This is a genomic window from Emticicia sp. SJ17W-69 (assembly GCF_051209875.1).
GTDB lineage: Bacteria > Bacteroidota > Bacteroidia > Cytophagales > Spirosomataceae > Emticicia.
On sequence record NZ_JBNTQY010000001.1, the window covers coordinates 3,676,686 to 3,699,571 of the forward strand.

Annotated in this window: 15 protein-coding genes; 8 read left to right on the forward strand and 7 right to left on the reverse strand. The window is 35.3% G+C overall.

What is annotated here, in order from left to right:
• Positions 1–38: 38 nt before the first annotated feature.
• The 3 genes from ACQUQZ_RS14975 to ACQUQZ_RS14985 form a co-directional block, all read right to left on the reverse strand.
• The gene (locus ACQUQZ_RS14975; protein ID WP_435355830.1) at positions 39–2,057 is read right to left on the reverse strand and encodes a thioredoxin domain-containing protein; all 2,019 of its coding nucleotides are present in this window, start codon (positions 2,055–2,057) and stop codon (positions 39–41) included.
• A gap of 62 nt (positions 2,058–2,119) precedes the next feature.
• Positions 2,120–3,754: a T9SS type A sorting domain-containing protein gene (locus ACQUQZ_RS14980; RefSeq protein WP_435355831.1), complete on the reverse strand. Its 1,635-nt coding sequence runs from the start codon at positions 3,752–3,754 to the stop codon at positions 2,120–2,122.
• A complete protein-coding gene (locus tag ACQUQZ_RS14985) occupies positions 3,735–4,427 on the reverse strand; it encodes an NUDIX hydrolase (RefSeq protein WP_435355832.1) in 693 nt (230 codons plus the stop codon). Before ACQUQZ_RS14985 ends, ACQUQZ_RS14980 begins: the two co-directional genes overlap by 20 nt.
• 169 nt (positions 4,428–4,596) lie before the next feature.
• Between ACQUQZ_RS14985 and ACQUQZ_RS14990 the strand changes: the two genes are divergently transcribed.
• Together ACQUQZ_RS14990 and pyrE are read left to right on the forward strand one after the other, a co-directional pair.
• Entirely contained in the window at positions 4,597–5,880 is a 1,284-nt protein-coding gene (locus ACQUQZ_RS14990; RefSeq protein WP_435355833.1) for a hemolysin family protein, read from the forward strand.
• Between the two features lie 113 nt (positions 5,881–5,993).
• A complete protein-coding gene (pyrE, locus tag ACQUQZ_RS14995; protein ID WP_435355834.1) occupies positions 5,994–6,623 on the forward strand; it encodes an orotate phosphoribosyltransferase in 630 nt (209 codons plus the stop codon).
• Between the two features lie 67 nt (positions 6,624–6,690).
• Here pyrE and ACQUQZ_RS15000 read toward each other — a convergent pair whose 3' ends face one another.
• Together ACQUQZ_RS15000 and ACQUQZ_RS15005 are read right to left on the reverse strand one after the other, a co-directional pair.
• On the reverse strand, positions 6,691–8,061 hold the full coding sequence (locus ACQUQZ_RS15000) for a Gfo/Idh/MocA family protein (RefSeq protein WP_435355835.1): 1,371 nt from the start codon (positions 8,059–8,061) through the stop codon (positions 6,691–6,693).
• Positions 8,062–8,247: 186 nt separating this feature from the next.
• Positions 8,248–12,564, reverse strand: a complete 4,317-nt coding sequence (locus ACQUQZ_RS15005; RefSeq protein WP_435355836.1) for a 3-coathanger stack domain-containing protein — start codon at positions 12,562–12,564, stop codon at positions 8,248–8,250.
• Positions 12,565–12,939: 375 nt separating this feature from the next.
• Here ACQUQZ_RS15005 and ACQUQZ_RS15010 point away from each other — a divergent pair, with 375 nt between their 5' ends.
• The 3 genes from ACQUQZ_RS15010 to ACQUQZ_RS15020 all read left to right on the forward strand — a co-directional run bounded on the left by ACQUQZ_RS15010 (position 12,940) and on the right by ACQUQZ_RS15020 (position 18,688).
• Positions 12,940–14,250, forward strand: coding sequence for a serine hydrolase domain-containing protein (locus ACQUQZ_RS15010; RefSeq protein ID WP_435355837.1), 1,311 nt, complete (start codon positions 12,940–12,942; stop codon positions 14,248–14,250).
• 116 nt (positions 14,251–14,366) lie between these two features.
• Positions 14,367–17,210, forward strand: a complete 2,844-nt coding sequence (locus tag ACQUQZ_RS15015; protein WP_435355838.1) for a TonB-dependent receptor — start codon at positions 14,367–14,369, stop codon at positions 17,208–17,210.
• A 116-nt stretch (positions 17,211–17,326) separates the two neighbouring features.
• Positions 17,327–18,688, forward strand: a complete 1,362-nt coding sequence (locus ACQUQZ_RS15020; protein ID WP_435355839.1) for an FGGY-family carbohydrate kinase — start codon at positions 17,327–17,329, stop codon at positions 18,686–18,688.
• A gap of 82 nt (positions 18,689–18,770) precedes the next feature.
• Here ACQUQZ_RS15020 and aac(6') read toward each other — a convergent pair whose 3' ends face one another.
• Complete coding sequence (gene aac(6') / locus ACQUQZ_RS15025; RefSeq protein ID WP_435355840.1) at positions 18,771–19,232, reverse strand: aminoglycoside 6'-N-acetyltransferase; 462 nt, start codon at positions 19,230–19,232, stop codon at positions 18,771–18,773.
• A gap of 61 nt (positions 19,233–19,293) precedes the next feature.
• Entirely contained in the window at positions 19,294–20,190 is an 897-nt protein-coding gene (locus ACQUQZ_RS15030) for a hydroxypyruvate isomerase family protein (RefSeq protein WP_435355841.1), read from the reverse strand.
• Between the two features lie 207 nt (positions 20,191–20,397).
• Here ACQUQZ_RS15030 and ACQUQZ_RS15035 point away from each other — a divergent pair, with 207 nt between their 5' ends.
• The 3 genes from ACQUQZ_RS15035 (at position 20,398) to cysM (ending at position 22,700) form a co-directional block, all read left to right on the forward strand.
• The gene (locus ACQUQZ_RS15035) at positions 20,398–20,847 is read left to right on the forward strand and encodes a hypothetical protein (protein ID WP_435355842.1); all 450 of its coding nucleotides are present in this window, start codon (positions 20,398–20,400) and stop codon (positions 20,845–20,847) included.
• A gap of 146 nt (positions 20,848–20,993) precedes the next feature.
• Entirely contained in the window at positions 20,994–21,803 is an 810-nt protein-coding gene (gene epsC / locus ACQUQZ_RS15040) for a serine O-acetyltransferase EpsC (RefSeq protein ID WP_435355843.1), read from the forward strand.
• A 24-nt stretch (positions 21,804–21,827) separates the two neighbouring features.
• On the forward strand, positions 21,828–22,700 hold the full coding sequence (gene cysM / locus ACQUQZ_RS15045; RefSeq protein WP_435355844.1) for a cysteine synthase CysM: 873 nt from the start codon (positions 21,828–21,830) through the stop codon (positions 22,698–22,700).
• The last annotated feature ends 186 nt before the right edge of the window (positions 22,701–22,886 follow it).

The window sequence follows — 22,886 nt, forward strand, 5'->3', positions numbered from 1 at the left end:
AATGATTGTTCTCAAATGGTGCAATTTAGAAAATTGCACTATATCATCAAACTTAAAGCTTTTTCTACATCGGATGTAGGTAATTGACAAGTTTTATCAAAACATACATAAATTGTTGTATCGCCATTAATGGCTTTTCTATTTAATAACAATGGAAGGTCAGCAGTATCTTTTGTTCCTACAAAAACTTTATTTGGTAAATACTTCAAATCAATTAAAGCCCTGATATTCAACAAATTATCACCAACAATGGCAATTTCTACAATTGGATTGGCGTGTTGAGTTGCCAAACAAGCCCATTGTGTAACCCACTGAGCATCAGACAAAATAATGCGTTTCATTTTTGCCAACATCAAATTACTGATTTTTATGAAATCATTTCTGCCAAGAATTGTTCCGAGATTATAAAGATTGGTTGCCATCATTGAGTTGGAGGCAGGAATTACATTATCAAAAATTTCTTTCTTGCGAGCAATTAATTCTTCTCCTTGAACATCGGTAAAATAGAAAAACTCATCTTCGACATCATAAAAATTGCTAAGAACATAATCACTGAGCATTTCTGCCTCATTCAACCATTTTTCATCAAAAGTTACTTGATAAAGTGCTGTATATGAGTCAATTACACTTGCATAGTCTTCGAGATAAGCTACTAAATTTGCTTTGCCGTTTTTATAATTGTGCCAAAGCCCTCTACCCTCTTGACCATCTTCATTTGTTACTTTGATTGTCATTTTTTCGAGTAAAAAATGAGCATTTTGTAAAGCTAAATCCAAAAATTTGGGTGAGCCAATATAGCGATACGCATCAATTAAACCTTTGAGCATCAAGCCATTCCACGAACAAAGAATTTTATCATCCAAGCCTGGATGAATTCTTTTTGCTCGATAATCAAAAAGTTTTTGTTTAATTTCCTGTGTTAAAGGAAAACCTCCATCTATAAAATCACGGCTTTCAAGATGCACTACATTGTTTCCATGTTCCCAGTTACCATCTTCAGAAAATTCGAAAGTTTCACAAAATTCAGCTGCATCTTCGCCTAAAATCGCCTCGATTTCTGCTTTTGTCCAAATATAAAATTTACCTTCTTCTCCTTCACTATCGGCATCCAAAGCTGAATAAAAACCACCTTCTTCACTCATCATTTCTCTTTCGAGCCAATCAATGGTTTCTGTTACTTTTTCTTTATAAAATTCATCTTTTATAAGAGCATAAGCCTCTGCATATAAGGAAGTTAACTGTCCATTATCATACAACATTTTTTCAAAATGTGGCACTTTCCAATCTTCATCAGTCGAATAACGAGTCCATCCACCACCAATGGTGTCATAAATTCCTCCCAAAGCAATTCTATCAAGCGTAAGCTTTAAATGATTCAAAGCTCGTTCATCTTTCGTAGCAGCATAATATCTTAACAAAAACTTCCAAATACTTGGCATCGGAAATTTAGGGCTGCGATTCATTCCGCCCTTTTCAAAATCAAAATCTCGGTGTAAGCGATTAAAAATTGCGGTCAACTCTCCTGTTGAAATCTTTAAAGAATCATCACCAATATCCATTTGATATTTTTCACTTTCTTTGGCGAGCATGTTTTGGGTGAATCCTTCAGCAGATTTTTGAAGTTTTTCACGGTCATTTTTAAAGGCATTACTTATACTTTCGACCAAATTTACCCAGTTCTTGGGAGGGAAATATGTTCCACCATAAAAAGGTTTGGCATCAGGCATCAGAAAAACATTGAGCGGCCACCCACCTCTCAAACCCATCGCTTGCAAAGCATCCATATAAATAGCATCTACATCGGGGCGTTCTTCACGGTCAACTTTGATACAAACCAAATGCTCATTCATGATGGCAGCAATTGCTTCATTCTCGAAAGATTCTCGCTCCATCACATGACACCAATGGCACGCCGAATAACCGATGCTCACCAAAATTGGTTTATCCTCAACTTTGGCTTTTTGTAAGGCTGCTTCTCCCCACGGATACCATTCAACTGGATTGTGAGCGTGTTGAAGTAAATATGGACTGGTTTCGTTGATGAGGCTATTTTGCATATTTTTGTTGTGAAAAAACCTGCAAGGTCTAAAAAGACCTTACAGGTTTTGTTGGTTCAGATTTATTTATTAAAAACAATCTTTTTGTTAAGTCCTAAAACTCGAACAAAGTAAATTCCATTAGCTAACTCACTTATATTCAATATTTTACAATTTTCTCCTTGTATAAAAGAGTGTCTTTGTTGGATAACTTTTCTTCCACCAATATCAAAAATTTCAATAGGAGCTTCTTGTGCTTTAGGACTAAATATTTTGATAGAAATATCTTCACTTACTGGATTAGGCGAAACCTCAAAAGATAAAATTTCTGGTTCATTACCTAAAAGTGTCATATCAAATTTACATAAAAACACATCGTAACCTTTCAAGGAAATATTTTGACGATAATTTTTATAGGCAATTTCTACCGTTACAACCTCATTCTCATCTTTTGCATAAGGATTATGGGCAGCTACTAATAAATCATTTCCTTTGGCAACTGCTCGCCAAATCGGTTTTCGAGTATCAACATACTCACGAGCAGGTGTTGGAATGACCAACTCATAATTGCCCGAAAACATATCTTTGTATTGCGAAAGACGGTAAAGTCCATTGATGAAATGCTCGTACGTTACATAATTTTCATCGGAATTAAATGTGCCTGGGTCGTCCCAAAGCCAAAGGCCATTGGCTCCCGAAAAGAAAGGAAAAATAGCCGTTGCTTCAGCCATAAATGGTCTGATAAATTTCTTTACAAACTGTGTTGTATAACTAAATCGCAACCAAACAAAGGGTATAATCGGCTTGCTTGTCCATGCACGATTTACCTCAATTTGAAAAAGCATATAGGCTAAATAATCAGGGGCAAGTGGACTGGGATAATCATAATAATAATAAGCTGCTGGACTAAAAAAATCTTGGTTAGCGTATGCTTGTCCACCTAAAGCATTCTTTGAAAAATCATAATTGATATAATTTAGTAAAGACGCATCAGAAGTCCATTTTTGCCATGAATTTCCTGCTATATTGATATACGTATTTAAAATTGGAGCATCGGCATAGCCACCAATTTTTGTATTTTGAGTAGCATTATTTTTAGTTTCTGCAAAAACCTGAGCATATAAAGCTTGAATATCTTTTTTATATTGTGTGATAAATGATTGATTATCAAGACTCTTATAAGCAGCGGGGGTTGTTGGGTGATTCTTTAGTACCAAGATCGAATCATTAGATTTTATTTGTAACTCAATATCTGGAACAAAAAAATCAATATCAGCTTTACCTGTCCCAAATGAATTTGTGAAGGAATTGGCAAAGCCTGTTAAATCATTACGCCACTTATTTTTGTACAATTCGATATTATTTCCCCACGGGCTTTTTATCGTTTCCCAAGGTTGATTGGCAGAAGGATAACCAGCACCATACCAGACCATCGCTCTTTGATTTCTTGGTAAATCTGCATCATTACCATCAGAAGTTGCCAAATGACTAAAACCATGTTTTAATGGCAATTTTTGAGCATCACCAAATCTTGGTCCACCATAAACGATTGAAAAAGGCAATGAAAACTCTGGAAATTTTTGCCATTCAATAGTTCTATTTTTGGTAGTTGGTGTCAGTTGAAAAGCACTTGGCTGGCATGAGTTTTGGGCATTGATTTTTGTAAAAAAACCAAGTAATAATATTGACAATAGATATTTATTCAATAATATTCTCATTTTCTTTTCCAAGTTGGTCAAATACAAAACGAATCGAGCTGTAAGAATTCAATAATGCTTTCTGAATTTCTTTTTCGTCCATCCAACATAATTCATCAATACCTTCTTCTTTTTGAGGCTTCATTGCAGAATCGTCCAAACACTCCATTCTGTACCATTTCGTACGTTTGAGGATTTTATTATTTCCCATCGTATATGTATGCCATGTTGTGCAAAGTTTCTCGCCTAATTTAACCTTTACATTGCATTCTTCTTCAACTTCACGCACAGCAGTTTGTTTGGCTTTTTCGCCGTCATCACGCTTCCCTTTTGGTAAATCCCACTTACCTAATCGGTGCATCAACAGTATTTTACCTTCTGAATTAAATACCACTCCACCGGCAGCTTTCACAACTTTATAAAGATTTCGAATATGCGTTTCAGCTGCACCTTTATCTTCAACAACTACAGTAACAGACTGATAATCAACATCTTCTGAACTTTGAATCAATTTAAAAAACTTGTCTATTGTAGCACTTGAAGCGTTTAAAATCACTACGTGTCCTCGTAGTTTTTTGTTACTTACTTGTTCCAATCGAGCATCTAACATCGAATCAAAATCTTGTCCATGTAGGTCTTTAAAATCTTTTTTATTTACGATTCTAACTAATTTGTCATTAATAAAAATAACCATAAGGTTTGTAGAAGAAAGTTTAATTTATGGCAAAGTTCGGAAATTTTTTGGTAGTAATTAGATAGATAAAAAAATTATAATATTGTTTTTGCATAAAATCTACTTAAAATATTTTATTTTGCATCTTAATAACCATCAGACCCTCGAATTGAGTGTCTAAAAATTTTAAATGGAAATTTTAATAATCCTTATTTTAGTCATAATCAATGGTGTATTCTCCATGTCGGAGATTGCTCTAATCTCTTCCCGAAAAACCAAACTTGAAATTGCAAGCAAAAATGGCGATCGTCGTGCTGCTTCAGCCCTCGAACTTGCCAATTCTCCAAATAGATTTCTTTCAACTGTTCAAATTGGCATCACACTTATCAGTATTTTAACTGGTATATTTTCGGGTGATACCATTACCATAAGTGTTCAGAATTTCTTAACAAATTTAGGTCTTGATACTAAATATTCCAGTAATGTCGCTGTCGGTTTGGTAGTATTGATGCTCGGTTTTGTACAATTAGTTTTGGGTGAATTAGTTCCCAAGCGTATTGGGATGTCAAATCCAGAAGCGATTGCAAAAGTGATGGTGGCTCCAATGAATGTGCTATCAAAAATCACTTCTCCATTTATTTGGCTTTTGACTAAATGTAGCGACCTCATTATCAAGATTTTAGGAATTGAAGTTTCTGACAACTCCGTAACAGAAGAAGAAATAAAATCAATGATTCAAGAAGGAACGAGCGGAGGGGCAATTGATGAAATTGAGCAAGAAATTGTGCAAAATGTTTTTCACTTGGGTGATAGGAAAATTACATCTCTGATGACCAATCGTAGTGATGTAACATTTTTAGATATTGAAGATTCCGTCAAAGAGAATAAAGAAAAAATTATTGAGTCAAAACATTCTGTATATCCTATTTGTGAAGGTGATATTGACAACATAATTGGTTTGCTTTATATCAAAGATTTATTGGGAAAAGATTTGAATATCGAACTCGAAAATCTTAAAGAATTTGGTAAAGAGCCACTATTTATTCCAGAAAATAACCAAGCATATCAAGCATTGGAAAAATTCCGTGAAGAACGCATTCACATGGGTATTATTTTGGATGAATATGGTAGTGTAATGGGAATTATTACTTTAAATGACATTTTAGATGCCTTGGTGGGTGATATTTCGGTAGATGATGAGTTTGGCTATGATATTCATGAACGAGAAGATGGTAGTTTTTTAGTGGATGCTTCACTTCCATTCGATGACTTCTTGAATCATTTTGAAATTGTCATCAATAATCGTAAAGAATATACAGGTTTTGATACACTTGGTGGTTTTGCCTTACATATACTTCAAGAAATTCCTGATACAGGAGATACATTTGAGTGGGAAGATTATCAATTTGAGATTATCGACATGGATAAAAATCGCATCGACAAGATTTTATTGAAGAAAAAAGATAGTGAGTAAAACTCAAACATTCATTGGCTCAAATAAAAAAAAATTACTTCCATTAATCAATTGCCTCTATTCTGATAACTAAAATTACAGCTCCCCTTTGAGGCGGGGGGTAACTCTATTTTATGACTGTTTCACAAAAAATTGCTTCTTTTTTATTAGAAACAAAAGCTGTCAAATTAAGTCCAGAGCAACCATTCAAATGGAGTTCTGGCTGGAATTCTCCAATCTATTGCGATAATCGTGTAACACTTTCTTATCCTGATGCACGTACTTTCATCAAGAAAGCATTAGCAAAAGCCATTAAAAAACATTTTCCAGAGGCAGAATTAGTTGCTGGTGTAGCTACAGCAGGTATTCCTCAAGGAGCATTGGTAGCTGATGCTTTAGGATTACCATTTGCGTATGTCCGTCCTAAACCGAAAGAACATGGCATGGGGAATCAAATTGAAGGGCGTATTGAAAAAGGACAAAAAGTAGTGGTAATTGAAGATTTAATTTCAACGGGTGGAAGTTCATTAAAAGCAGTGGATGCCCTTCGTGAGGCTGGAATTGAAGTAATCGGAATGGTAGCAATTTTTACTTATGGATTCAAAGTTGCTGATGAGAATTTTGCTGACAAAGGTGTAAAATTAGTTACTTTAGGTCATTATAATTCATTAATTGACCAAGCCATTGAACAAAACTATATTTCGGCAGAATCACTTGATTCGTTGAAAAAATGGAGAAGAAATCCTGATAAATGGGGTGTTTGATTGTAAAACAATTTTCCAAATTGTTACAGAAATTGAACAATTTGGAAAATTGTTATAGAGGTTAGTATCAAACCTTATCAGGCTCAGGATGTACCCAACCTTTTCTATAAGGGCGTTTGAGTAATTTTGTTGCTTCGGCATCGCCTACTACTACTCTTTTTTGAGGGTCATATACTAAAGGGCGTCCAACCTTCATCGAAACATTTGCCAAAATACAACTTGCAGTCGAAATATGTCCTTGCTCAATATCGGCCACTGGTTTGCTTTTATTTTCTATGGCAGCTAAGAAATCAAGCATGTGAAGCCTCGTTGCAGGAGCTGCATTGAGTTCGATACGCTCTTCGGTCAAGTCTTCTGGATACTTTTCTTTTTCGTAAACTACATCTTTATGAATTTTATCGCCTTTGCCTTGAGGCACAAAATCATAGGCCATTGTACTGGCAAACAAAGTACCTTTTTCGCCAAAAAGTGTAAATGACCAAGGATAATCTGGATTAGCTGGTGTTCCCCAAGTGCGATGTTGCCAAACACAATTGAGTTCATCATATTCAAAAACGGCAGATTGTGTATCTGGAATATTTGACTTACCTTCTTTTTGAACATAAATTCCACCTTGAGAGCTAATTCTTTTTGGCCAACCTAATTTCAACATCCAACGCACAGTATCAAACATGTGGATACACATATCGCCCATAACTCCATTGCCATATTCTTCAAATGTACGCCACCAACGAATGTGCGGTAAACCATCATAAGGACGCAAGGGTGCTGGGCCTGTCCACATTTCATAATCAAAAAAATCGGGTACAGGCTCTGCTGGAGGATTTCCATTATTTCGCATGTGATAGTAGCAACACATTTCTACATGAGATATTTTGCCAAGCAATCCCGCATCAACGATGTTTTTCTTTGCTTCAATCAAATGTGGCGTACTTTTGCGTTGCGTTCCAACCTGTACTACTTTATTGTATTTACGAGCCGCAGCTACCATCGCTTCACCTTCGATCACATCAACACTAATGGGTTTTTGCACATAAACATTGGCTCCTGCTTTTACACAATCTATTGCCATCAAGGCATGCCAGTGATCGGGGCTACCTATCAATACGATATCTAATTGGTTTTCGGCGAGCATTTTTCTGTAATCGCCATAAAGCGTAGGTATTTTGCCTGATTTTTGACGTTTTGCTACTAAATTACCTGCTGCTATAAGCATGTTTTTATCAACATCGCATAAAGCCACAACATCAACATCGGCAACTTGTATGAGGCGAAATAAATCACTTTTCCCATACCATCCAGTCCCAATTAAGGCAACACGATAGGTTTTGGCTGGCTGAATTATTTCATCCATACCGCTGACACTCAATGTTGTCAATGCCAGCGATGCCGCAGTTCCTTGAATAAAACGACGGCGATTAATAGTAAGGTTATTCATTATAGATAAATGGTTGAAATTTTATGAACATTCAAGTTTAATAAATTTTTCGATGACTTCTTAGTATTTATACGAAAATCGAGAAATTAAGAAAAAAGAATCTTATCAGATGATTCTTAAAAAAAATAATGGGTGAATAACAAATTCACCCACCCTAACAATTAAACTTTATATCATAAGCAATAATCAATTACAACCACTTATTTCTGCCTTAAATACAGCATTTGCATTGGCTTGAAATCCTGCACTAAGTAAAATTGCATTACCAGCTTTATAAATAACATTAGCAGGCGAGAACACTTTATTTGTTGCTGTTATGATTTGAGAAGCTTGTTTAGTACTTACCCCACTGCTTATGTCGTTAGTTGGACTATTTAAATTCAAAGAAGCAGTTGTAGATACAAGATTTGAACTATTGGTATCGCCTGATAGAACTTGATTAGTAGAAACCACCCTTATTTTATATTTTGAACCGGATGTAATATTCAAAGGAACTGTACAAAGCACCACACCTGCTGATTCTGTACTTCCTATAATTATTGGATTATCAAATGTTCCATTGGCATCTGAAAGTTGCACCTCAAACATATTCGTTGAAGTAAACACCCCCATTGTAGTAAAATTTACATTAAATTTAGTACCTGCACACAAAGAATTAATACTAAATGTTGGTGCAGAAATACTTGCTGAATTTGAAACAACTGTAAAGTTTGTCAAAACTGGCCCATAAGTAATATTCCCTTGAGCATTGTCGTTTTCATAACCTGTAATAGTCAAAACATAGTTTCCTGGCAAAAGGTGCCTGCCTAGTATATAGTCTCCAGTATTATTAAACAATGCAAAGTAAGGAATACTTTCGACCACTTCATGTAAATAAGGCATTCCAACAATTTTCATTCTAAAACTTAATATTTTAACACTCGGGCAAATAGGATTTACTAATATCGATGTTTCTTCTGGTACTTCAGCAATCACCATATTATTGGTTAATGGGAATTTAAAAGCAAATGGATTACCAGCTTGAACATAATCATAATCAACAACAGTCAGACATGGATCACTCTCTGTAATAATTACATTCGTAGTAGCTGTTGCTGTACAAGACCCTTGTTTCACTGTAACTGCGTATGTGCCTGCCATTGTAAGCGTTGCACCTGAAATATTGACAGGATTAGAGGTGCTAACAAATGAATTTGGCCCCGACCAACTATATGTTGTACCTCCAGTAGCACTTAATTGGATGGTTTGTCCAGTAATATAAGGGCCTGTATTTGTTGCTGTTGCATTCATTGTAGTCACATTTATCGTTGCAGCAGAAGAATTAGCAGGCAAACAACTTCCATTTTGAACCACTGCTCTAAATTTAGTTGTTTGAGTGAGATTTAAATAATTTAAAGTAGTGGTAGTTTTTGCTATTGTAGTTATATTTAAAAAGTCATCTGTTGATGATTCCCATCTCAATATAGTCCCTGTATGTCCACTCAAAGTCAGTATTCCTGCATTCGTACCTGCACAAACAGTAGCATTATTAGTGACAATACCCCCAATACTGACACATGTACCTGTAATAGTCAATGTTGCTGGTTTACGAATACTTGTGTTACAAATTAAACCAGGCACAGCACAACCAGCTTCAGCATAATATGTATAATTTCCAGGGGCGGTGTCAGTTGGTATATATTCTGTGTTGGTAGCAATTGGAGAACCACCCGTTGCATTACTATACCATTTTATCGTACTTGCTACACCAGTCCCGCTTGTAAATACAGTGATAGAGAATGATTCCACACAAAGGGGATCAATAGCTTCATTGTCATTCGCAATAAGTTTCCAAACACCATTTGGATTAATTCCACTTAAGATAGCCAGTAGTTGAGCAGGAGCAAATGTACCAGCTGCTGGTAAAGCACCAATGGTGCTACCTCCATCTTCAAATGTTGTAGTAAGAGAACCTAAAGTTGTAGTTCCTTGTCCATAAACACCTGAATTGAGCAAATTTATGGTTGCACCATTAGGTGCTTGAATTTTAAATGAAACTTCATTGTAGTATGGTTTAGCCGTTCCTCCTTCAGTACCACAATCATTAATAGTACCACCACTTCTTTTTCTCCAAGTAATAGCTACTTTTACTTTGCCTAAATTTGTACCTACTCCCGAAACTGTCACTTGAGGGTCGTCTCCACTTTTTGTTCCACCATCATAGCCAATTGTTGGGCCAGCATAAGTCACAGTATTTTGACCTGCACATGAAGCACTTGCTTGAAGTCCATTTCCAGGAGTTAATGTGGTACCAAAAGTAATGGTTCGGCTGATCGTAGTCGGTGGCTGAACTCCTAAATTAGCCGTCACAAGAATTGGTGCTGATGGCAATGAACAACCAAAACTGGTAATTTCAACATAATAGCTACCACTTTGTTTAACAACTAATTGTGCTTGTGTTGCTGATGGTATAGCGACATCATTTTTATACCACTGAAAAGAATAATTAGGGTCGGTATTTGCACTCAGAGTGGTAGAATCTCCTTCACAAAATGTTGTTGGTCTAATAAAAGATACATTAAGCGTAGGGCAGGATGATTTACCAATAATAGTTATTCTATGCTTTTGATTATAACTTCCTGCGATGGCACTTCCGCCATTTACATTAAGTACATAATCAATATTAATAAATTCATCTGATTCTCCAAAAGCATTGTCATAAACTCTTAATGTAAAATCTTTACTCGTTGTTCCTGCATTCAAGACAAATGGTGTTGGAATTAGTAAATCATAATCCACGCCCTCTGTAGCTGTACCAGACTTATTAAAGGTAATATTTACAGGTTGAGTAGGTGCTTGGTCAATAACAACACTAATCATATAATCTTTATAAGGTAAATTAGGAGGACCAGATGCGGGAGTGACCGATTCTACTTGACGAGTAATTGTTCCACCTTTTTTAAAATGTACCGTAGGAGTCGTCTGTGGGTCATTTATTTTAAAACTTCCTATTCTTGTTTTCCAATTATATGAGGATGTTGTTTGGTAATATTCATTAGTGTACCATAATGTTTCTTCGTCTGAAGGGTCAGTTGCCATTGATGTGTAGTCTCCCCACCTATTACCTGAACCCGTCTGCGAGCCAGTACCATCAAAAAATATCTGTTCGGCTCCCAATGTATTCAGTGGGTCTGTTTTTTTTCTTTCAGCATAATTAATACTAGGAAATGTGGTTGCACTTGACTTGCTATATGCCAAAGCGATATTACCCTTTTGGTCAATTCCAACACTTCCCATCCAACGATTTTCACCTGTTGTACCACTAATAGCACTTGGTGCATACGTTGATTGTTGATTAATTGTCCAGGAACTTGCTGGGTTGGCTCGGCTTAGTTCATACCAACGCATAGCCGCTTGAAAAGTAGCTTTTGTAGTAGGATTGGCTCCACTGACGTTTACACCATAGTTCATTATTAAAGATTCGGAATTATCAAAACGGCGATAGACAACCCTACTCATCATACGGTCAGTAATTGCATCTAGTCCATCAGTTGTTCCAGGTTGTTCAATAGCTGACCTTGAGCTTGGTGACCTGCCATCAAACGCTGCCACTGGTATTGTTCCTCTAACACTTAAAGTTGAGGAAGCAGGATTTGTAAAATTTGCATGTAAAGTTCGAATCCATAATTCATCATTTCCACCAAATTCATTCGCATTAAATGAAGTAAAAATCGCATCCGAACTTGATTCAGGTGTTTTAAAACCTTCCATACTTGCGGGCAAATATCCACCTTCTGCAGTATCTTGAAATCTGATAAGCGTTGAAGTTGCTTCACCATTGACCATTTTTGTTCTGTCAACTGCATAAAATCCTTGTCCTAAATAAGATGTTCCCGCTTGGTTGAACTCATGGGTTGTTATTACATAACTATTGTTCCAAATACCCACGTGAGGATAATCTGGAAATACACCAACGGTAGGAAACTCATAAACAAAATATGCACCAGTTGGGTCAGGAGTTTGTGAAATACAAAAGATAATCGACTCACTTCCCGCAGGTAAATTAAATTGTAATAGCATCCATCTATCTGCCAACTGATCATATAAAACAATAGGATCTCCATCATCTTGTGATGTTGAAGCAATTGAACTGAATTTAATTGGTCCAGAAAGTAAATTACCTGATTTATCAAAAACTTTATGTGCCGAATTCACCATCTGTACAATATGATTGGGTCCAACACACATATTGGGGTCGGGTGGTGCAAACGTAGAACCATAAAGCGGCACATTATCATTGGCCGAACAACCATCAAATGAATTAGAAAGTGGTAAAGTTGCTGTAATAAAACTATTGGTAACTCCTTGAATCGCTTCATCAAAACTATTTAACTTTTCACTTTCAATTGGAAAACGGACTCTTTTATTAGCTTTATCCTTTTCATTAAATTGTCTTGCTTTCTTATTCCTTGGTACAGGCCCAGTATATTTAATATCGGTTAATTTGGGACTTATTTTAATCATTTTTCCAATACTTATACTCGTTGGGCTTTGCTGAGAAAAACCTATTTGACTAAGGATTATAAAGAAAATTAAAGAGCATATTTTTTTCATCTTAAAAAAATTGATTGATTTAATAGTATACTTTCACTACATTTTAGATTAAACTTAGCAAATAAAAGTTTGTAGGTTATTTAATAGATTAAAAATTTATTGAACGGTTCATTTACAATTGCAAAAATGATCTATTAATAGTTATCTTTCCTCATAAAAGATATACATTTTTCTGAATGCAGTAATCTTTGAGTCTGTATTAAAATTGATTCTTTTTATTTGATTACGCTCTATAAAGATATTATTATTTTGTATCATTGCAGAAAAAATTCTATTCTACCCCCTATGAAAAACTTTCTTCTATTGTTAGTCGCTTCCTTAATAATTGTTAATAGTGAAGCTCAAACTATTTTAACTTCATCAGTAACAGCTAAATCTCTTTCAGTAGCCAGTTCTCCTGAAGCTGTCGGAATTTCTTCTGAAAGACTAAAACGCATTGATATTGCCCTAAACGATCTCATTAAGCAAGATAAATTACCTGGAATGGTAGCACTTTTTGTTAAAAATGGCCAAATTGTTTATCACAAAGCCTTTGGCTATGCTGATTTTCAAACCAAAAAATTAATGAAAACAGATGATATTTTTCGCATTGCTTCCATGTCAAAGGCCATCACTTCAACGGCTGTCATGATGCTTTATGAAGAAGGTAAATTTTCCTTAGATGACCCCATTTCTAAGTTTATTCCTGAATTCAAAAACCCGAGAGTACTAAAATCTTTTAGATTTTCGGATACAACATATACAACCGAACCTGCTAAATCAGAAATAACTATTCGTCAATTATTGACACACACTTCTGGTTTAGGTTATGGGGTTATTGACGGCGATGATAATTTCAAAGCCATTTACAAAAAAGCTGGAATAACTGATTTATACACGACCCAAAATGTAAAAATTGGTGAAAACATCAAAAAATTAGCAAAATTACCCCTGCATTTTCATCCTGGCGAAAAATATTCTTATTCTGAAGGACTTGATGTATTGGGATATTTTATTGAAATTATTTCTGGAATGCCTTTTGACGAGTTTCTACGCACTCGCTTATTCGAGCCTTTGGCCATGAATGATACTTACTTCTATTTGCCTGATGCAAAAAAAGACCGCTTAGTTTATGTCCAAAAACCTGATAGTATTCAAAAATGGGTACGTTATCCTGTCACTTTCTATGACCCAAATTATCCAATTTCGGGTGCAAAAACATTCTTTTCGGGTGGTGCTGGTCTATCATCAACTGCAAAGGATTACGCTACTTTTTTACAAATGTTGCTGAATGGTGGTGCAATGAATGGAAAGCGTTTTTTAAGTCGTACAACGGTTGATTTATTAACAGCCACCAATCAAACAGGTGAACTTTTTGGTGGACCAAAAGGAGATGCTTATTTTAGTTTAGGATTCAGTGTGGTTAATCAATATGGCAATGCTAAAGGATTGGGAAGCATTGGAAGATTTAGCTGGGGCGGTTATTTCAATACTAATTATTGGGCCGACCCAAAAGAAAAAATGATCATGGTTTTGATGAAACAAACCCAAGCTGCTCCAGATGGCGGATCGGAAGCTATATTTACAAGATTAATTTATCAATCTATTGACGATTAAGAAACTGATATTCATCTACACAAGTATCTAATTGGTCGTTAATTCCTTAAATACGACTAAACTATGAATAGATTTAGTAAGTCTAAGGTCAATTACACCCAATAATTTACTTACGAATGAAAAAACTATTTCTACAAACAATTATATTCTTTGCTGTAACAATCAATGCAAATGCCCAAACAGTTGAAGTTTCGGGCGTGGTTCAAGACGCAAAAAGTAATGTTGCCGTTTCGGGGGCAAGTATCCTATTAATAAATGCACGTGATAGTACACAACGAAAAGGAGTTTTGGCAAATGCCGACGGAAAATTCACCTTATTAAATGTTAAATCAGGAAATTATCGTCTGCGTGTAACATCAATTGGGTATGGCAATCTCGAAACAAGAGTTTTAGTTGGAAATACAGCTAAAAACTTAGGCATTCTGAAGCTTTCTGAAAATGATAATCAATTAGGGGAGGTAACTGTCAGAGAAAAACAGATAAGAGTTGAACAAAAAGGCGATACAGTTCAATACAATGCAGATGCTTTCAAAACAAATCCAGATGCTACGGCAGAAGATTTAGTTAAGAAAATGCCAGGTGTAACAATTGAAAATGGCGTAGTTAAAGCCCAAGGCGAAGAAGTTAAAAAAGTAACGGTTGATGGACAAGAGTTCTTTGGCGATGACGCTGCGTTAGCACTCAAAAATCTACCTGCAGAAGTGATTGATAAAGTACAGGTTTTTGACCGTCTAAGTGAGCAGTCACAATTTACTGGTTTTGATGATGGAAATTCAGTAAAAACCATTAATATCACCACTCGTCAAAATAAAAACAATGGACAATTTGGGAAAATTTATGGTGGATATGGCGAAAATGAACGTTATCAGTCAGGTGTGAGTGTTAACTTTTTCAAAAAAGCTAAACGATTGACTATCATTGGTTTATCCAACAATATTAACCAACAAAATTTTTCTAACCAAGATATTTTGGGCGTACTCGGCTCTTCTGGTGGCGGTGGCTTTGGCGGCGGTGGTGGCGGTGCAGCCGCAGGTGGAAATCGTGGTGCAGGTGGTGGCGGCGGAACTCCAAGAGGCGGTGGCGGCGGTGGCCAAGGTGGTGGTGGTGATGCCAGTAATTTTATGGTTGGTCAACAGCCTGGAATAGCTAAAACCACTTCTATTGGTATGAATTATAGTGATAATTTAGGAAAAAAAGTAAAAATCAGTAGTAGCTATTTTTTTAATGCTGCTAATAATGGAAACACTGGAATCACACAACGTGACTACCTCGGCACATTACCGCAAACTTATAATGACACCAGTGCAACAAGTAATAAAAACCTAAATCATCGTGCCAATGTAAGACTGGAATATACGATTGACAAGGATAATTCAATTGTTTTCACACCTCGAATCAGTTGGCAGGGCAATAACGCTATCTCTTCTCTCATCAGTCAGACTAACTTAGGCAGTCAATTGTTGAACACTAATCGCACCAATAATTCTTCTGAAAATAATGGCTTTAATTTCTCTGGAGAATTACTTTTTAGACATCGTTTTGCTAAAAACGGCCGCACATTTTCTTTCAATATCGGCGAAAACATAAGCGACCGTACTGGTTTGAGTACACAATTTTCAAAAAGTCATTATTTTTCTCCAAGAGATACGATTCAAATTGTAAATCAACAAACCAATTCCATAACCAATAGCAATCGAATTTCTGCTGGACTTACCTATACCGAACCTGTTGGAAAAACAGGTCAAGTACAGTTTGACCATAATATCTCCTATAATTTGAGTAATTCAGATAAAAAAGTAAATGCTTTCGATGAAAAAATACAAACATATTCTCTTCTCAAACCTTCACTCAGTAGCGTTTTTAACAATGATTATTTGACCAATCGGACGGGCGTCAGCTACCGTATTCGTGACAAACAATCATTTTTGACAGTAGGACTTACTTATCAAAATGCACTATTAGCAAGCGAACAAACATATCCAACAGCACAAAATGTAAAATATTCATTTAATAGCATTTTGCCAAATGCGATGTTCAATTATCGCTTTGAAAATAAAGCTAACCTACGACTTTTTTATAGAACCAATACCAATGCTCCTTCAGTAAATCAGTTACAAGGTGTAATTAATAATAGTAATCCAACACAACTTTCAACTGGAAATCCTGATTTAAAGCAAGATTATAGTCACTCAGTTTCGCTTCGTTATGGAGCTACAAATGCCAAAACAGCTCAAAGCTTTAATGCTTTTCTTAATTTGGCTTATTCAAATAATGCCATTGTTCAATCGACTTTCATTGCCGACAAAGATTATACATTGGCTCCAGGCATTACACTTTTTAGAGGATCTCAATTGACCAAACCGATTAATCTTGATGGGATGATGAATATTCGTACTTTTATTAGCTACGGCCTTCCTGTATCGAAGTTAAAATCGAATTTAAATTTTAATGCTGGGGTAAGTTATGCTAAAAATCCAAATTTGATAAACAACGTCAAAAGTTTTACAAATAATTATGGCATCAATGGCGGAATGGTATTGAGTAGCAATATGAGCGAAAAATTAGATTTTACTATTTCTTACTCTCCTACCTATAATATTGTACGAAACACCGCTCAAACAACACTCAACAGTAATTATATTTTCCAAACTACTTCTGTAAAAGTAAATTGGCTATTTGGCAAAGGCTTTTTGTTTCAGTCAGAAGCAGTCAATCAAGCTTATTCTGGTTTAGGTAGTGGTTTTAATCAAAACTTCACACTTTGGAATGCAGGCTTCGGCTACAAATTCTTGAAAAAACAAGCGGGTGAGTTACGTTTAAATGTCTTTGATTTATTGAAGCAAAACAATAGCATCAGTCGAAACATCAATACTGCGTACATCGAAGATGCCCGTAATCAAGTTTTAGGACGCTATTACATGATTACTTTTACTTATAGTTTGAGAAATTTTAGATTGTAAAACTTTTAAGCCTTAACTTTGGGTTACGATAATAATAGGCTTCTTATGAAATTACTCCTGTTGAAACTTTCATAAGAAGTCGAATGTAAAACTCAAGCAAGCTACAATTTAGAAAGATGAAAGAAAAACTACGTGTCTGTGCTGTTTTCGATATTGGTAAAACCAACAAAAAACTACTTGTTTTTGACCAAAACTATCAAATAATTAAAGAAGAACAAACCAAGTTTGAAGAAACATTAGATGATGATGGCTTCCCTTGTGATGATTTGATTCGACTCAATAATTGGTTAAAAAGTAGTTTTGAAAATATTTTGCAAAACACAGACTTTGAGGTAGTTGGATTAAACATTTCAGCTTATGGAGCAAGTTTTGTTCAATTAAATGCCGAAGGAAAACCCCTTACACCACTTTATAATTATCTAAAAGACTTCCCTAAAGCTCTTCGCCAGCAGTTTGTTGAAAATCATGGGAATGATGTTTTTACAGCAACGGCTTCGCCTGAATTAGGTATGCTCAACTCAGGACTACAATTATATTGGTTGAAATATGTTAAGCCTGAAATTTTTCATCAGATACGTTATTCTTTGCATTTACCTCAATATTGTAGTTTTATTTTCACCAATAATCCTGTTTCTGAAAGAACAAGTGTAGGTTGTCATACGTTGTTATGGGACTTTCAGAAAAACGATTATCATGCTTGGGTTGAGGCCGAGCATTTACATTCGGTTCAACAAAAACCACTTGCATCTAATACCATTGGTTTAACAGATAATAATATAGCAATGGGTATTGGTATGCACGATAGTTCGGCAGCCTTAGTACCCTATTTAAAATCATTCGACGAAAAATTTATTTTACTTTCAACAGGCACATGGGCCATTAGCCTCAATCCATTCAATGATGAACCATTGACAGCCGCTGAATTAGAAAAAGATTGCTTATGTTTTCTCAATTATGAAGGAAAACCCGTAAAAGCATCACGACTTTTTGCAGGAAATGAACATGAAAGACAAACAAAACATTTAGCAGAATATTTTGAAAAAGAGGTCGATTACTACAAACAAGTGAAATTCGACCACGATTTGGTTTGGTTGCTACGTAATAAATTCAAACAAGCTACCCCCGATACCGCTGATGTAGGTTTATTGAAAGACTGCCCATTTGTGGAGCGTAATATCAATTTATTTAAGACTTATGAAGAAGCATACCATCAATTCATGCTTGATTTGGTTGCTCAACAAGTTGCATCATTGAGCTTGGTGATGGGTCGTACAAATCCTAAAAAGATATTTGTAGATGGTGGTTTTTCTAAAAATGAAATCTACATGAGTTTGCTTGCCGAAACTTATTTCAATAAGCAAGTTTTTGCTTCAGAAATCGCTCAAGCCTCAGCTTTAGGTGCAGCCTTGGTGATTAATGAGCATTGGAATAATCAACCTATTCCAGAACAATTGATACAATTGAAAAGGTATTTTTAAACTTGATTTAATGTATTGAATTGAAAACGCAACTTTTGTTAAGTTGCGTTTTTTATTAAAGAGATCTTCTTCCTTATGAAAATTATATATTTTTTAAGAAATGGACTAACCTTTCTTCTTCTCTAAAACCAATACTTGTATGAAATTTTTGAGATTCAATATTTGTAAGCCAAGTATCAGAGCCAATTTGTGTACAATTATTCTGTCTCAACCATGCCTCTCCAATCTTTAATAAACCTTGAGCAATTCCTTGCCTCCTATATCTTTTATTAACAAAAATTCCTTCCAAATATCCCGTAGGTGATTTTTCAGCCCCTTCAACATAATCAACTCTTATAGAAATATTGGCAAAACCAATTGGTTCATGATTACTATTTTTTGCAATAAAGGCTTTTTCAGTAGTTGAATACAAAATTGTATTCAATTCTTCTTTTAACTCATCAATTTCAGAATCTTGCCATAATAATTTGGCCATATTTAACCACGAATCAAAGTCATCTTTTGTAATTTCTGCATAAATTACATTTGTTCTATTACTTTCCATTCAAATAAATTACTTAAACTTTTTTGATTTTGTAAGTTAAAAGACTTTCACTTTATCAAGATTAAATATCACAAATATTCACCCCTTGTTTCAGCGAAGCCAATTTGTCGGCACGAGCAGGAATAAATTCTTGGGCAACAAAACCTTTATAACCTGTTTCAGCAATTGCATTCATGATTGCTGGATAATAAATTTCTTGGGTTTCATCAATCTCATGGCGGCCAGGTACGCCTCCTGTATGATAATGAGCGATGTATTTATGATTTTCACGAATACGGCTAATGATGTCTCCTTCCATGATTTGCATGTGGTAGATGTCATAAAGCAACTTAAAATTATCAGAATCTATCTTTTTACATAATTCTACTCCCCAATCTGTGTGGTCACACATATAGTCTGGATGATCAACTCGACTATTGAGTAATTCCATTACAATATTAACTTTTTTCTTTTCGGCATAACTCATGATTTTTTTTAGACCTTTGGCACAAGTCTTTAAGCCATCTTCATCATCCAAGTTTTTTTCACGATTCCCTGAGAAACAGATCAAGTTTTTAAATCCTGCTTTTGATGTTTCATCAATCAAATATTTGTACCATTCTTCTAAGCCATCGTGGTTTTCTTTTTTATTCCAACCCTTCGTTATTCCCCAATCTTTACCAATACCAGACACCATAGCACAAGTGAGGTCGTGCTTTTTTACGGTATTAAATTCCTCAACTGTCAATAATTCTATTGATTGAATACCAATGTTTCGAGCAGCTTTACAAAGTTCATCCAAATCAATTGAATTATAGCACCAACGACAAACAGAATGATTGATACGGCCTTTGAGTGCAGTTCCCATTTCATCATCGGCTGCATTAATACGTGAAGCAATTGCTCCAGTGAGAGCGATTGCTGCTGCTCCTCCTACAATTTTTTTCATAGCGTTTCGGCGAGAAGTATTATTTTCCATTAGAATAAATGTCTTCCCTAAAGGGTGTTTTGAAAATTAAAATAGTGTATTTAAAAATTTGAGTAATTTTAATCAAAAAAAACTATTATCAATAACATTCTACTCAAATTTGAATCTAAATATAATAAATATCATATTTCAGCGTAATTGGGTTGTGAAAGTTTTATCGTGCTTTTACATTTTTTTAAAATATCAATATACTAACCAATGAAAAACACCACAAAAGTCCTTATTTTGCTCTTAGTTTCAGTTTTAGCCACTTCGTGTTTAAAAAAAATTAAAGAAGATCTTACTCCGGCTGGCTCTGCAAGCATTACCGCCAATGGCACAACAGTGACTTTAGGCACACCCACAGCCGTTACAGTTTTAGGTGTTGTAACAGTTGAAGCCTTAAAAGATAAAAACGGTTTTACATTAATCTTAAATAAATCTGATATTAAAGTTGGGAAAACCTATGATTTGAAAGGTTCAACTGGTTTTTTCACTTTTCTAAACGATGGGACATACTATGTTCCAAATACTGGTTTATTAGAAATTACAAAGTTTACTGACAATAAAATAGTCGAAGGAAAATTCAATTTTGAAGGAGCAGCTGTTGGTAGTGTAAGCAGAAGAATGACCGCAACTGGTACATTCAGTGTAAGCATCATTTTGTAACACAATTTTCCAAATTGTAAAATTATACAATTTGGAAAATTATACTACTTATTGACACAAAATTAACTTAAATAATTATTTTTCTCTCTCCACTGAACGGTGGTATAATTTTGGGTGTTATCATTTAGAAATCAAAAGAAGCATTTATGAATAAGGACTTTTTCCAGCATATTTTTGATAAACATCAACAAGCCGAACCTGTTCCACCTACCAAGGAAATTGCAACTTGGGCTTTACGAATTATTCGTTTGTTATTTCCTGAGCAAACAAAAGAATACTTTCGTTCGGAAGAAGAAATTGAAATTCAGTTTAAAAACCTTGAATTGGATTTAAGAAATATTTTAATTTCAACCTATCAATGCAAAGGCTGTAATCCTGAATGGAAAGCCAATGAATTTATTGAACGAATTCCTGAGGTTTATCGAATTCTAAAAACCGATATTCAAGCCATTATTGAAGGTGACCCTGCTGCTAAAAGTGAATTTGAAGTCATCAGAGCTTACCCTGGTTTCTTTGCCATTACATTTTACAGACTTGCCCATGAATTGTATGATTTGGGTATTCCACTCTTACCAAGAATCCTGACTGAATACGCTCACTCAAAAACTGGCATTGATATTCACCCCGGTGCTAAAATTGATGAATACTTTTTCATAGACCATGGCACTGGAATCGTTATTGGCGAATCTTGTATCATTGGTAAACATGTGAAATTGTATCAAGGAGTCACTTTAGGTGCATTAAGCGTAGAAAAAACAATGGCCAATACAAAACGACATCCGACGGTTGAAAACAATGTTGTGATTTATTCTGGAGCAACAATTTTAGGTGGAAAAACAACCATTGGAGAACATTCAATTATTGGCGGAAATGTTTGGCTTACCCGCTCAGTCCCCTCCTACTCAACCGTTTATCACAAACCAGAAATCAAAGTTGTAGAACGTGTAATGGAATAACCCATTATCAATTATTCATTAAAAATGGCATCAATCATTGACCTTGTTGGCAATACGCCCTTGGTTGAGTTACAAAAACTTAACCCTAATCCAAATGTAAAAATTTACGGTAAACTCGAAGGGAATAATCCTGCGGGAAGTGTAAAAGACCGCCCAGCATTAAATATGATTCGCAGTGCCGTTGAGCGTGGCGATATAAAAAAAGGCATGAAACTCATTGAAGCAACAAGCGGCAATACTGGTATTGCTTTAGCCATGATTGCGAGATTATTCGACTTGGAGATTGAATTAATCATGCCATCCAATTCGACTCGTGAACGGACACTGACAATGGAAGCTTTTGGTGCAAAAGTTATTTTACTCGAAAATATTGAAAAATGTCGAGATTATGCAGAAGAACAAGCAGCAAAAGATGAATATTTCATGCTTGACCAATTTGCTAATCCTGATAATTATTTAGCTCATTACAAAACAACTGGTCCAGAGATTTGGCGAGATACCGAACAAAAAGTAACTCATTTTGTGAGTTCAATGGGAACAACTGGTACAATTATGGGTACTTCGATGTATTTAAAAGAAGTAAATCCAGCGATACAAATTGTAGGTTGTCAGCCAACGGAAGGTTCTTCAATTCCTGGCATTAGAAGATGGCCAACGGAATATTTACCAAGAATATTCGACCCAAGTCGAGTGGATAGAGTAATGGATATTGCCGAAGCAGAAGCGACAGAAATGGCACAAAAATTGGCAAAAGTAGAAGGTATTTTCGCAGGAATGAGTTCGGGTGGAGCAGCATCAGCAGCCATTCGATTAGCACAAGAATTAGAATCTGGTGTAATCGTTTTCATCTGTTGCGACCGAGGCGATAGGTATTTATCAAGTAATTTATTTGGATAATAAATGTGATACACCTTTAATCGACTGCAAAGGAGGTGTGACACATTTATTTTATAATTGAAATTGATTGAATAATAATTTACCATCAAATAATTCTTATTGTACTATTTTTAGAGCGACGAACTCTCAGAAGCCCAAATGTGGCACACCATTGAACTTTTGTAGGTGTACCATATTTATTTTTTT

Bases quoted from the DNA above. Each gene is read 5' to 3' on its own strand.
- ACQUQZ_RS14975 (WP_435355830.1), bottom strand. From the start codon at position 2,057: ATGCAAAATAGCCTCATCAACGAAACCAGTCCATATTTACTTCAACAC.
- ACQUQZ_RS14980 (WP_435355831.1), bottom strand. From the start codon at position 3,754: ATGAGAATATTATTGAATAAATATCTATTGTCAATATTATTACTTGGT.
- ACQUQZ_RS14985 (WP_435355832.1), bottom strand. From the start codon at position 4,427: ATGGTTATTTTTATTAATGACAAATTAGTTAGAATCGTAAATAAAAAA.
- ACQUQZ_RS14990 (WP_435355833.1), top strand. From the start codon at position 4,597: ATGGAAATTTTAATAATCCTTATTTTAGTCATAATCAATGGTGTATTC.
- pyrE (WP_435355834.1), top strand. From the start codon at position 5,994: ATGACTGTTTCACAAAAAATTGCTTCTTTTTTATTAGAAACAAAAGCT.
- ACQUQZ_RS15000 (WP_435355835.1), bottom strand. From the start codon at position 8,061: ATGAATAACCTTACTATTAATCGCCGTCGTTTTATTCAAGGAACTGCG.
- ACQUQZ_RS15005 (WP_435355836.1), bottom strand. From the start codon at position 12,564: ATGATTAAAATAAGTCCCAAATTAACCGATATTAAATATACTGGGCCT.
- ACQUQZ_RS15010 (WP_435355837.1), top strand. From the start codon at position 12,940: ATGAAAAACTTTCTTCTATTGTTAGTCGCTTCCTTAATAATTGTTAAT.
- ACQUQZ_RS15015 (WP_435355838.1), top strand. From the start codon at position 14,367: ATGAAAAAACTATTTCTACAAACAATTATATTCTTTGCTGTAACAATC.
- ACQUQZ_RS15020 (WP_435355839.1), top strand. From the start codon at position 17,327: ATGAAAGAAAAACTACGTGTCTGTGCTGTTTTCGATATTGGTAAAACC.
- ACQUQZ_RS15030 (WP_435355841.1), bottom strand. From the start codon at position 20,190: ATGGAAAATAATACTTCTCGCCGAAACGCTATGAAAAAAATTGTAGGA.
- ACQUQZ_RS15035 (WP_435355842.1), top strand. From the start codon at position 20,398: ATGAAAAACACCACAAAAGTCCTTATTTTGCTCTTAGTTTCAGTTTTA.
- epsC (WP_435355843.1), top strand. From the start codon at position 20,994: ATGAATAAGGACTTTTTCCAGCATATTTTTGATAAACATCAACAAGCC.
- cysM (WP_435355844.1), top strand. From the start codon at position 21,828: ATGGCATCAATCATTGACCTTGTTGGCAATACGCCCTTGGTTGAGTTA.